This is a genomic window from Actinomyces weissii (assembly GCF_016598775.1).
GTDB lineage: Bacteria > Actinomycetota > Actinomycetes > Actinomycetales > Actinomycetaceae > Actinomyces > Actinomyces weissii.
The window spans coordinates 1,283,194-1,295,465 of record NZ_CP066802.1; the positions used below are offsets into that span (position 1 = coordinate 1,283,194).

General features: G+C 70.5%; 10 protein-coding genes. 7 read left to right on the top strand and 3 right to left on the bottom strand.

The features are described from left to right. Positions 1-167 precede the first annotated feature (167 nt). From JG540_RS05285 to JG540_RS05310, 6 genes are all read left to right on the top strand, one after another. On the top strand, positions 168-1,292 hold the full coding sequence (locus JG540_RS05285) for a 6-phosphofructokinase (RefSeq protein ID WP_200274638.1): 1,125 nt from the start codon (positions 168-170) through the stop codon (positions 1,290-1,292). Positions 1,293-1,509: 217 nt separating this feature from the next. After that, positions 1,510-1,722 (top strand): hypothetical protein, encoded by a 213-nt coding sequence (locus tag JG540_RS10325; protein ID WP_234042686.1) that lies wholly within the window; start codon positions 1,510-1,512, stop codon positions 1,720-1,722. A 407-nt stretch (positions 1,723-2,129) separates the two neighbouring features. Continuing rightward, positions 2,130-3,263, top strand: coding sequence for an FtsX-like permease family protein (locus tag JG540_RS05295; protein WP_200274640.1), 1,134 nt, complete (start codon positions 2,130-2,132; stop codon positions 3,261-3,263). Then, the gene (locus JG540_RS05300) at positions 3,260-3,958 is read left to right on the top strand and encodes an ABC transporter ATP-binding protein (RefSeq protein ID WP_234042687.1); all 699 of its coding nucleotides are present in this window, start codon (positions 3,260-3,262) and stop codon (positions 3,956-3,958) included. The genes JG540_RS05295 and JG540_RS05300 overlap by 4 nt, the downstream gene beginning before the upstream one ends. After that, entirely contained in the window at positions 3,945-4,616 is a 672-nt protein-coding gene (locus JG540_RS05305) for an SGNH/GDSL hydrolase family protein (protein WP_234042688.1), read from the top strand. The genes JG540_RS05300 and JG540_RS05305 overlap by 14 nt, the downstream gene beginning before the upstream one ends. A 103-nt stretch (positions 4,617-4,719) precedes the next feature. After that, positions 4,720-5,721, top strand: a complete 1,002-nt coding sequence (locus JG540_RS05310; RefSeq protein ID WP_200274641.1) for a LacI family DNA-binding transcriptional regulator — start codon at positions 4,720-4,722, stop codon at positions 5,719-5,721. A gap of 165 nt (positions 5,722-5,886) precedes the next feature. On the opposite strand, the gene JG540_RS05315 is transcribed toward JG540_RS05310, so the two are convergent. Together JG540_RS05315 and JG540_RS05320 are read right to left on the bottom strand one after the other, a co-directional pair. Beyond that, complete coding sequence (locus JG540_RS05315; protein ID WP_200274642.1) at positions 5,887-7,908, bottom strand: PTS beta-glucoside transporter subunit IIBCA; 2,022 nt, start codon at positions 7,906-7,908, stop codon at positions 5,887-5,889. A 206-nt stretch (positions 7,909-8,114) separates the two neighbouring features. After that, on the bottom strand, positions 8,115-9,650 hold the full coding sequence (locus JG540_RS05320; protein WP_200274643.1) for a glycoside hydrolase family 32 protein: 1,536 nt from the start codon (positions 9,648-9,650) through the stop codon (positions 8,115-8,117). A gap of 99 nt (positions 9,651-9,749) precedes the next feature. On the opposite strand from JG540_RS05320, the gene JG540_RS05325 reads away from it, so the two are divergent. Beyond that, positions 9,750-11,351: an Hsp70 family protein gene (locus tag JG540_RS05325; protein ID WP_200274644.1), complete on the top strand. Its 1,602-nt coding sequence runs from the start codon at positions 9,750-9,752 to the stop codon at positions 11,349-11,351. Positions 11,352-11,659: 308 nt separating this feature from the next. Here JG540_RS05325 and JG540_RS05330 read toward each other — a convergent pair whose 3' ends face one another. After that, entirely contained in the window at positions 11,660-12,178 is a 519-nt protein-coding gene (locus tag JG540_RS05330; RefSeq protein ID WP_200278138.1) for a MerR family transcriptional regulator, read from the bottom strand. Positions 12,179-12,272: the final 94 nt, after the last annotated feature.

The window sequence follows — 12,272 nt, forward strand, 5'->3', positions numbered from 1 at the left end:
ACCAGCGGCCCACAGGCCACCAGGCAGGCAACGCCCCGGTGGGTCCTTTTGTTCCCGCTGAGCGCGCCAGCAGGCATCCTACCGGTTCTGACACGCTGCCCGGGAACTGCTGGTAGCAGCCCGCCCAGCGGGCCACGCAGGCCGGGGCTTTCAGTGATACTTGTCCCATGACAACCAAGCGCATCGGCATCCTGACGGCTGGCGGAGACGCCCCTGGGCTCAACGCCGCGATCCGTGGTTTCGGCAAGGTCGCCATCCAGGACTACGGGTGGGAGCTGGTCGGCTTCCGTGACGGTATGCGTGGCCTGGCGGAGAACCGCACCGTCACGCTGGACGGCAGCGCGCTGGCGGGCATCCTCACCCTCGGGGGGACCATGCTCGGCACCAGCCGGGACAAGGTGCACCGGATGCTGGTGGACGGCCAGGTGCAGGACATGGTGCCCACGATCGTGGAGAACTACCAGGCGAACAACCTGGACGCGCTGGTGTGCCTGGGCGGGGGAGGCACCGCCAAGAACGCCAAGCGGCTGATGGAAGCCGGGCTGAACGTGCTGCACCTGCCCAAGACCATCGACAACGACATCGTGGGCACGGACTCCTCCTTCGGCTTCTCCACGGCCCTGGAGATCGCCACGGAGGCGGTGGACCGGCTGCACTCCACCGCGCACTCGCACCACCGCATCATCCTCACGGAGATCATGGGGCACCGGGCGGGCTGGCTGGCGCTGGGGGCTGGTATCGCTGGCGGGGCGGACGTGATCCTGCTGCCGGAGATCCCCTACGACGTCGACGCGATCGCGGAGCGCATTGAGCGCCGTCGCTCCTACGGCTCGAGCTTCTCGGTGGTGGCGGTGGCGGAGGGCGCCTTGAGCAAGGCGGACCGGGCGGAGGTCGACGACGCGCGCGCCCTGGTGGCGGACGCCTCCACCCCGGAGGCCAAGGCGGCGGCCAAGCGGGGCGTGAAGCGCCTGGAGGCCTCCCACCGGGCCAACACCTTCACCCTGGCCGAGCAGCTGGAGCAGCGCACCGGGCTGGAGGCGCGGGTCACGATCCTGGGCTACGTGCAGCGCGGTGGCACCCCGAACGCCACCGACCGCCTGCTGGGCACCCGTCTGGGCGTGGCCGGGGCGCAGGCGGTGGCCGAGGGGCACTTTGGCGTGATGGTGGGGGACCGGGGCACTGGCACCGAGCTGGTGCCGCTCAAGCAGGTGGCCGGGAAGGTCAAGTACGTGCCCCGCGACCACGAGTGGATCCAGGCGGCCCGTTCCGTGGGCACGGCCTTGGGGGACTGAGGCCTTGGGGGACTGAGGCGGCGCTGCCGGAGCACCTGGAAGCGCTTGTGGAAGCACTTAGACGGTCATGACGAGGGGGACGACGATGAGCGGCGCGCCCGGTGGCGGGCTCCTTGAGGTTCCGGGGGCCGCGCCGTTGAGGCGTCCGCGAGTATCAGACGGCCCCGCGGTCCTTGACGCCTTCAGGTCCGACACGCAGATGTCCCGCCAGGGGACGGTGCGCACGGTCGAGGAGGCTCACACTTATGTCAAACGGCTCCTGGACGATCCGCAGGCGCATCAGGTCTGGGCCGTCACCGACGATGACGACCGTCTCATCGGCCTCATCGACGGCGAGCGCATCGACGTCCTGACCTACGGACGCCTGCGCTCTGACCCACAGCCGCCGCCGTGGCAGGGACCGACGGCAGACGATTGTCAGCGAGCCTGAGCGGGGCCGCGGCTCGCCAGAGACCTGGCCGGTCCCAGCCGTTCCCAACCAGTCCAGCATCGCCGATAATGTACATTATGTCATTCTGTCTGAGAGGAGCGCCCGCCCAGCCGCCCGCCTGCCTCCCCTCGCCACCTCCCCTAGTCCTTCTTTCCAAGCCCTTCTCCCCAAGCCGCTCCCGTCTCCTTCCGACTCACCTCTGCGGCCCCTGTCCCGTTCCTAGGCACAGCGACTGATGCGCTTTCTGGTGCCAGCCCCGCGCAGCCTCATCCGTGCCTGTGGCAGACGCGCCGCCCTGGCGGTCAGAACCAGCAAGCCGCCGCCACATTGCGCTGGTGTAGCCTGAGCCACAGCCGGTATCTTGGTGCGGTGCCCGGACGCACGGACCGGGCCGCATAAGGAGCCGCATGTTCTTGGCCCTCAGAGAGATCAAGCACCAGCCATCGCGCTTCGTGCTGATCGTCCTGGTCATCACCCTGGTCGCCTACCTGACCTTCTTCCTGGCCGCACTGGCCGTGGGGCTGGCCCACTCCTACCGGGCCGCCATCGACTCCTGGGACGCCCGGGCCGTGGTGCTCACCGCCGCCTCCAACCAGAACCTCAACGCCTCCCGCCTCAGCCCCGAGCAGATCGAGCGTGTGCGCCAGGAGGCCGCCGCCGTAGACGCCCAGGCGCACCCGCTCAAGGTGCAGGGCGTGGTGCTGGAGCGGGTGCCCGCTGACGGCGACGGCACGGCAGGCACCTCCCAGACCCCGCTGCGCTCCGACGCCTTCGCCCTGGGTGTAGGGTCCACCGGCCCCCTGGCCTCTCCCCCGTCCCAAGGCTCCCCGATCAGCGACCCCGCCTCGGAGGTGCTGCTGGACGACAGCCTCGTGGAGGACGGCTGGGCCGTCGGTGACCGGCTGCGCCTTTCAGGTTCCACGCAGGTCCTGCGCGTGGTGGGCCTCACCCACGACCAGACCCTCCAGGCCGCGGGCACCGTCACCATCGACCCAGGCACCCTCCAGGAGGCGCTGGGGACCGGTGGGAGTATGCCGCCCAACGCCGTCGTCATCACCTCTGCCCAGGACCAGTCCCCGCCCGCGGGCCTGGCTGAGAGCCTGGACCCGCAGGAGCTGGAGCTGCTCACCCCGGCCGAGCTGGTGCAGACCCTGCCGGGATACTCCGCCCAGGTACTGACCTTCACCCTCATGATCTCCGCCCTGGTGGTGATCGCGGCACTGGTGCTGGGCATCTTCCTGTACGTGCTCACTCTGCAGAAGCGCCCGGTACTGGGCGTGCTCAAGGCCCGCGGGGTGCCCACCCGTTACCTGGTGGCCTCCGGCAGCGCCCAGACGCTGGTCCTGGCCGGAGGCGGCGTCGGTGCCGGGCTGCTGCTGGTCCTGCTCACCGGTCAGGTGCTGCCGGCAGCGGTGCCCTTCCGCCTCTCCCCCGTGCTGACCGCAGCCGTCACCGCCGCCTTCGTGGTGGTGGCGCTGCTGGGCGGCCTGATCTCCGTGCGGGTGGTCACCCGCATCGACCCCGTGGAGGCCATCGCATGAGCCCGGAGCAGCCACTGATGACCTTGGAGTCCGTCTCCAAGTCCTACACGCAGGGCAGTGAGACCGTGCAGGCACTCGCCCCCACCAGCCTGGAGCTCCTGCCAGGGCAGATGGTGGGGATCCTGGGGCCCTCGGGCTCGGGCAAGTCCACGCTGCTGACCATCATGGGGGGCCTGCGTACCCCCAGCCAGGGCGCGGTGCGCATCGGCGGGGAGCCCTTCTCCGAGCTGGCGGAGCGTGAGCGTGCCCGGCTGCGCCACCGGCGCCTGGGCTTCGTGCTGCAGGCCTCCGGGCTGGTGCCCTTCCTGCGTCTGCGCGACCAGCTGGCCCTTTACGACAAGGTCGAGCGCACCCGGCCCCGCCCGGAGCGCCAGGCCCACCTGGTCAGCGAGCTGGGGATCGAGGAGCTGCTGGACTCCTACCCCGAGCAGATGAGCGGGGGCGAGCGGCAGCGCGCCGCGATCGCCGTGGCCCTCTACCACGAGCCGGACATCGTGCTGGCTGACGAGCCGACCGCCGCCCTGGACTCCTCACGCGCCCGCGACGTCGCCCGGCTGCTGGCCCAGCAGACCCACGAGCAGGACAAGGCCACCGTCATGGTCACCCACGACGAGCGGCTGCTGCCGGTGTGCGACCGGGTGCTGGTCATGGAGGACGGGGTCCTGAGGGAGGCGGTTGCCGGTGAGCACCACTGACGGCGGCCTGCCTGCGCCCACCGGCGGCAGCTTCCCCACGGCGGTGTTCCTGGGCGACTCGGTGACCGCTGGCGCCTGCTTCCTGAGCCACCCCCGCAACCGCTGGCCCTCCCTGCTGTGCGAGCACCTGCGCTGGCGGGAGGTGAACCTCTCGACACCGGGCCTGGGCTTCTTCTGCCGTCGCGGGGGCCACCTGCCCGGGGGCTCCCGCTCACCCTCCGCCAGGGACCGCAGCTGGCTGGAGGTGGTGCTGCGCAGCGAGCCTGACGTGGTCACTGTGTGCCTGGGCCTGAACGACGCCGCCCTGCTGCCCTCCCAGCTGGAGCTCGTGCGCGCCGCGGTCCAGCACGACCTGGGCTTCCTGCGCCAGCGCCTGCCGGGCACCCCCGTGCTGGTGGCCCCGTTCTTCCCCTTCCTGGACCGCGGGCCGCGCTTTGCCGTGGTGCGCACGATGGTGCACGACACCGCCACCTCCCTGGGCCTGCAGTCCACTGACGCCGCCAGCCAGGCGGTGGACGGTGACGAGCGCAAGCTGCACCAGGACCTGATCCACCCCAACGACGCCGGGCACGCCGCCATCGCCCGCGCCATGATCCAGGTCTACCGCAGCCTGGTGCCCGGGATGTGCCCGCCTGAGCACGGCCCGGCCGCGGAGTAGTCCAGATTAGGTTGCGGTAGCCGGGCCAGCCGGGTGGGATCTGATGCGGCCCCTATGATGGGCGGGTACCCAGGACCGTGCTGGAACACCATGAGGAGTGTCTGTGCCCGAGCGCCACGAACCCACGCTCGCTGACGTCGCCAAGCTGGCTGGCGTGTCCCTGACCACAGTCTCCCGTGTGCTCAACAACCGCGGCTACCTGTCCCAGCGCACCCGGGAGGCAGTGGCGGAGGCCATCGCAGAGCTGGGCTACCGCCCTAACCAGCTGGCGCGGGCCCTGCACGGCAAGTCCACCCAGACCGTCGGGCTGATCGTGCCCTCCACCGCCCTGCCCTTCTTCGGGGAGCTGGCGGTGGGGGTGGAGAACTCCCTGGCGGAGCACGGCTACCGGGTGCTGATCTGCTCCTCCATGGGCAACGTGGACCGGGAGAAGCAGTACCTGGACCTGCTGCTGTCCAACCGGGTGGACGGCATCATCACGGGAGCCCACAACGAGAACATCGCGGAGTACGCGAACGTGCGCATGCCGCTGGTGTCGATCGACCGGGAGATCTCCCCCAGCGTGCCCAATATCCGCTGCGACAACCTGGCTGGAGGGCGCCTGGCCACCCAGCGCCTGCTCGACGCCGGGGCCCGGCGTCCCGCCCTGCTGACCTCCAGCTCCGGTCCCCGCAACCTGCGGGAGGCTGGCTACCGTGAGGTGCTGGAGGCTACTGGGTTGCCGCCCGTGGTACTGACGGTGCCTTTCCATACGCCGGATGCTTTGCGTGAGCAGCTGGTCTTTGCCGGGCTGGACTCGGTGGCCGACCAGGTGGACGCGGTCTTTGCCACCGACGACCTGACGGCGGCCACGGTGCTGGAGTGGGCACGTCGTCGGGGGCTCCTGGTCCCGGAGCAGCTGAAGGTGATTGGTTTTGACGGCACGACGGCGTTGCGTCGGGCCCTGCCGGGCCTAACCACCGTCTGCCAGCCGATTGCCGAGCTCGCCGACCGGGCGGTGGACGCGCTGGTGGAGCAGATCGCGGCCCGACAGGCTGGTACTACCGCCCCGGCCCTGGCCGACTGCGTGCTGCCGGTGGAGCTGGCCGTGGGCCGGACCGCCTGAGCGGCTGAGACGGCTACAGCCCTTGCCGGAGCCCTTCCGACCTTGGCCGCTGGCCCGGCCTGCTTGACCTGAGCCAGTCCGGTCCGCCCTGCTGCGGTGAGGCGGACCGGACTGGCTGGTACCGGCTGTCAGGGGCCTGGTTAGCCCGTGGTGGCGCGTCTGCGGTCAGGCCTCGACGGCGGCCGCCTCCACGCTGAACAGCGCCTGCCCGCGCTGCACCTCACCAGCAGCCTGAGGGCTGAGGCTGCCAGGCTGTGCCCCCTTGGTGACGACCACCGGGGTGACGGTCTGGTAGCCCGCCGCCTTGACGGCCTCCCAGTCAACCTCTACCAGCGTCTGCCCGGCAGCCACGCGGTCTCCCTGCTGGACCTTTGGGGTGAAGCCGCGCCCCTCCAGCCGGACCGTGTCCAGGCCCACGTGCACCAGCACCTCAAGCCCGTTGGCGGCCCGGATGCCGTAGGCGTGTCCGGTGGGGAAGGCCAGCACCACCTCGCCGTCCAAGGGGGAGACGACCTCTCCCCCGCTGGGCTCCACCGCCAGGCCCGGCCCCAGGGCGCCGGAGGCGAAGACGGCGTCCTCAACCTGTTCCAGGGCCAGGACCTGCCCGGCCAGCGGGGACAGCACCCGGGGCTCCGGCGTGGCCTCAGCCAGGGGCTGCGAGGCGGCAGCTGCGGGCACTTCCGCAGGGAGCACGGGGGCGGCCTCAGTGCTGGCGCCAGCGACCTCCGTAGCCGCACCGAGGCTGGCTCGGCCCCTGGGGGTGGTGGCGTAGGCGAAGGCCACCCCGAAGGCGACCAGAAAGGTCAGCGCCTCCAGCACCAGGTACATCGGGATGCTCTCGGGCTTGATCGACACCAGCCCCACGAATCCCGCGGCTCCCAGCGCCTGACCGCGTACGTTGAACAGGGCCACGCCCATGGAGCCCAGGGCCGCCGCCCCCATGCCGATGAAGAAGGGCCAGCGCAGCCGCAGGTTCACACCGAAGATCGCCGGCTCGGTGATACCGAAGACGGCGGAGGCGCCACCGGCCCCGGCCAGGCCCTTGAGCTTGGCGTCGCGGGCCTTGAAGAACACCGCCAGGGCCACAGCACCTTGGGCGATATTGGCCATTGAGGCGATGGGGAAGATAAAGTCCCCGACGCCGCTGGTGATCAGGGGGATCTCCACGGCCGGGAAGGACTGGTGCAGGCCGGTGACGACGATGGGTGAGTACACCAGGCCGAAGAGCAGCCCGCCCAGGGCCCCGAGGTGGTCGTAGCCCCAGGAGATGCTGTTGGTCAGGCCCTCGGCCAGGAGCCGGGTCACGGGGCCGATAGCGATAAAGGCCAGGAAGCCGGTAACCAGCATCGTTACCAGCGGGGTCAGCAGGAAGTCGACGGTGCCCTTGAGCCGCTTGTGCAGCTGCTTCTCGATCAGGCACATGACGTAGGTGACCGCCAGGGTGGGGATCACCTGGGCCTGGTAGCCGATCTTGGCTACGTCCATGCCGAACAGGTGCCAGTACTCCACCTGGGCCTGCCCGGCCAGGGCGGCGCCGGTGCTCCAGGCGTTGAGCAGCTCCCCGGAGACCATGGCCCCGCCGATGGCCGCCCCCAGGTAGACGTTGCCGCCGAAGCGCTTGGCGGCGGAGAAGCCGATCAGTATGGGCAGGAAGGAGAAGGCGGCTGCCGAGATCATGTTTATCAGGGCGGCGTAGTCGGTGAGCCAGGACCACCTGTCCACCAGGGAGTAGAGGCCCTCAGGGTTCTCGGCGGTGACGTGGGCGGCGTCGGAGAAGAAGTCGGCGGTCAGGACGTTGTTGATGGCCATCATCAGGCCGCCGGCGATCAGGGCCGGCAGCACGGGCACGAAGATGTCGGCGATCATCTTGACGAAGCGGGAGAAGGGGTTGCCGCCCTGTTCGGCCTCCTCCTTGGCGGCGTCCTTGGAGACCTCGCGCACTCCCCCGTCAGTGACCATGTGCCGGTAGACGACGTCGACGTCCCCGGGGCCGACGATGATCTGGTACATGCCACCTGCCACGAAGGTGCCCTTGAGGTCCGGGTCGGCGTCCAGGGCCTTCTGGTCCACCTGCTCCAGGTCCGCCAGCACTAGGCGCAGGCGGGTCGCGCAGTGCGCAGCAGCCGTGATGTTCCCTGCTCCACCGACGTGCTTGATGACGTCCCTCGCCACACGGGCGTGATCCATTGCCACCCGGGGCTCCTTTCTCGTATGTGTTGGATGTCTGCTCTTCATTGAGCCCGGCTGGGCCATACCTCGGTGACGTGACCGCCCCGGAAGGTATGTCAAACGTATGACATAGTATGTTGTGGCACAGACCACCCGCAAGACCTTGATCCAGGAGCAGCAGGCTGCGGCCCGAACGGCGCGCCCACAGCCTGCGACAGCCGCCTTCAGCCCGCCGCGCTGTGCAGGCGCACCCAGGCTGCCGCGACCTCCAGCCCTGACGGCGTCAGCAGGGTGGCCCCGCTGGCCCGCGGTTCCAGGAAGCTGCGCAGGGTGAGGACCAGCTCCCCCTGCCCCAGGTACAGCTCAGTGACCGAGGCGTCGTGCAGCACCTCCAGGCGGTCCGCCGCCCCCGCGGGCAGGGTCACCTGCCGCCTGGTGGCGTAGCGGGTCAGCCTGGAGGTGGAGCGGTCCACGGTCAGCTGGTCGCCGTCTAGGGTGATGTCCACGTGGCAGCCTTCGGTTCCTAGGCGCAGCGTCCAGGCGGGCCGCGCGCCCGGGGCCGGTTCCAGGACCAGCTGCCAGTGCCGCGAGCCCTCCAGCTCGGGGAGCCGGTGCGACCCTGCGGGCAGGCAGGCGCCCGCCAGGACCGACCGCACCGCCCCTGGGGCCTGCGTAGGCACGGCCGGACGCTGCAGCAGCCGTCCCCCCCGCAGCGACAGCACCCGCGGCACCGTCATGGTGTGGAGCCAGCCACCCGGGTCCAGGCTGGGGTGCTCGTCCTCCGTGGCGTTGCCCGCCCAGCCCATGAGCAGGACCGGCCCGGGCTCGCTGGGGCGCCGGGCAAATACCTGTGGAGCGTAGAACTCAAAGCCCCGGTCCAGCTCCGCCAGGGTGCCGTCGCACTCGCGCAGAGCGCAGCCCTCCAGCCTTCCGACGACGTAGACGCAGGGGAAGACGTTCTCGTAGCCCTCAGCCTGCGGCTCCATGCCCTGAGGGCAGAAGACCAGCACGTCCCGCTGCTGGCCGGTCTGCTCGTCGGTCAGGCGCACCAGGTTCGGGCACTCCCACATGTAGCCGAGGCTCTCCAAGGCCCCACCGGCGTCCGGGAAGACCAGCTCCCCCTCGAAGGTCCACTCCAGCAGGTCCCTGGAGCGGTAGAAGACGGCGGCGCCGGTGCGGTCGGCTCTCTGGGCGCCCACCAGCATCCGGTACTCCCCGGGCCGGTCGGGGTCACGGAAGACCTGCGGGTCCCGGTAGTGGGCGGTGAAGCCGGGCTCCGGCTGGGGAACTACCGGGTTGCCGGGGTGCTTCGCGAAGGTACGCAGGTCCGCACTGGTGACCAGGCACTGGGAGGCGTGCCGCTCGCTGGTGCGCGGATCCTTGAGGTTGCCGGTGTAGAAGAGCTGGAACGGCGCCTCCTGCGGGGCACGGGCCGCCTCCTCCGGCTCCAGCACCAGGGCGGTGCCGGAGTAGGCCCCGTTCGCGTCGTAGGCACTGTCCGGCACGATGGCGGGCTCGTGCTGACGCCAGCTGAGCAGGTCCGTGGAGCTGGCGTGCCCCCAGTAGACGAGCCTGCGCCGCGGGTGGAAGGGACCGAGCTGGAAGAAGGCGTGGTACGTGCCCCGGTCCACCAGCAGGCCGTTGGGATCGTTCAGCCTTCCGACGGCCGGAGCCAGGTGGTAGCGCGGGTAGTCGGGGTCCACCTGGGCCCGCGAGCCCGCCAGGGCCTGGAGCGCCTGGGCCTTGAGGTCCTTAGCCATGCTGCGAGGCTAGCACTGTGTCAAACGTACGTCATGGATATGGGTACACGCCCCGGGCTGCTCCGCTCCCCGCTCACTGCACGGCGATAGGCTCCCCTCATGGTCACCAGCACACCCAAGAGCCGCGTTCCTCGCCCACTGGGTCCCGCCGCCAGCGGCACCGCCGTGGACCTGGGTATCGACTTCGGTACCACCCGCACCGTGGTAGCCCGCGCCGACCGCGGCAACTACCCGGTGGTCCTGTTCCCGGACACCTACGGGGACCTTAAGGAGTACCTGCCCTCGCTGACGGCGCTGACGGATGCCGGGCTGGTGCACGGCTTCGCGGCCGCCCAGGCGGCGCGGGACGGCGCCCCCTACCTACGCAGCCTCAAGCGGGTGCTGGCCTCCCCCACCGTCCGGGCTGAAACGCCGGTGCGCATAGGCGAGCAGAGCCTCTCCGTGCTGGAGGTACTGGTCTCCTTCCTGCGGCACCTGCACAACGAGCTGGTGGCCAGCCCGCAGGTGGGGGCCCAGGCCCTGAAGGACCCCGGAACCCAGATTGTCGCCGCCGTACCGGCACACGCCTTCAGCGCGCAGCGCCTGCTCACCCTGGAGGCCTTCCGCCTGGCCGGGCTGGGCGTGACCGCGCTGCTGAACGAGCCCAGCGCCGCCGGCTTCGAGTTCACCCACCGCCGCGCCTCCGAGGTGACCTCCAACCGCACCCAGGTGCTGGTCTACGACCTGGGCGGCGGCACCTTTGACACCTCCGTGGTGCGGGTGGACGGCACCAGCCACCAGGTGCTGGACTCACGGGGCCTGAGCGACCTGGGCGGCGACGACGTCGACCTGGTCCTGGCCGACCTGGCCCTGAAGGCAGCGGGTTTACGGGAGGAGGAGCTGGCCGCCAACGAGCTGGACGCGCTGCTGGACCAGTGCCGGGAGGTCAAGGAGGGGCTGTCCCCACAGACTCGCCGGGTGCTGGTGGAGCTGCGCGGGCAGGACGTGGTGGTGCCCACCCAGACGCTCTACGAGGCCTGCAGGCCCCTGGTCAACCGGAGCCTGGAGGCCATGGCCCCGCTCGTGGACCTGCTTGACGACGGTCGGCCGGACCTGTCCGAGGTGGCGGGCGTGTACCTGGTTGGCGGCGGCACCCGGCTCCCCCTGGTCGCCCGCACCTTGCGGGAGCGTTTCGGGAGGCGGGTGCACCGCTCCCCCTACCCCAGCGCCTCGACCGCTATCGGCCTGGCCGTGGCGGCGGACCGCACGGGCTCCTACGAGCTGGTGGACCGTCTTTCACGCGGCTTTGGCGTGTTCCGGGAGCAGGACTGCGGCTACCGCACCTCCTTTGACCCGATCCTGCTGGAGAGCTCGGTGCTGCCGGGAGTCAAGCGCAAGACCCCGGGAGCCGTGGCGGAGCGGACGTACCTGTCGGCGCACAACGTTGGCTGGTTCCGCCTGGCTGAGTGCACCGCAGTCAACGACCTGGGCGAGCCCTGCGGCGAGATGGCCCCCTACGAGGAGATCGTCTTCCCCTTCGACCCGGGGCTGCGGGGCCTGCCGGACCTGCGCGGCGTGGAGGTGCGGCGCGGTGAGGCTGGTTCTGGCCGACCGATCAAGGAGCGCTACGAGGTCACCTCGGCCGGGGTCGTACAGGTCTCCCTGACGGACGCCACCGACGGCTACACCCGCTCCTACGTGCTCGGTAAGCGCACCAGCTGAGGCCAGGCGGCCCGCCCGGGGCTGGCTGCCGCTGGCTCTGGGCGGGCAGTGAGGTGCTGGCTGCGGCGTCAGCCGTGGCCAGCTAGGGTCTCTAAAGGTCTAGGCAACCCAAGGGCCCTGGAGGTCGGTGGCGCGCCGGTCACGCCCTGGGGCTGACGGCTGCCCGTGAACAGGGGCGGCTCTCGTTTCAGCTACTGCTATCCAGCCAAAGGAAGCGGGCCGTTTGCGTTCTGAGGGTGGCCTGCTGGGTGGCACCCACGGTGCCACGGCGCGCGAGGAGCTAGCTGTGTCCTGACTCCTGAGGCTGGTCACATGGCCCGCAGGCGGGCGTTGCGGCGCTTGGCCAGCTCGTCCTCGACCACGGGGGCGTCCCCGGCGTGCTCCACGGGCAGGGCGGCCAGCGAGCCCTCAACCTCCCGCCAGACCCGACCCACGGCGATCCCGAAGACCCCCTGGCCGCCAAGCACCAGGTCGATGACCTCGTCGTTGCTGGTGCACTCGTAGACGGAGGCGCCGTCACTCATCAGGGTGATGGAGGCCAGGTCGTCCACCCCGCGCTGGTGCAGGGCGTCGACGGCGGTGCGGATCTGCTGCAGCGAGACACCGGTGTCCAGCAGGCGCTTGACGACCTTGAGCACCAGGATGTCCCGGAAGGAGTAGAGCCGCTGGGAGCCGGAGCCCTTGGCACCACGCACGGAGGGCTCCACCAGCCCGGTGCGGGCCCAGTAGTCGAGCTGGCGGTAGGTGATGCCCGCAGCCCGGCAGGCGATGGGGCCGCGGTAGCCGGAGTCCGCACCCAGCTCAGGCAGGGGGTCACCAAAGAGCATTCCTTGGCTGCGCTGCTGCTGCGGGAGTGTGGCTCGGGCCTCGTTCGCGCTCACGGCTTGCTCCTGTCGGGGGTTGATCGGCGTCGGGGCGCCG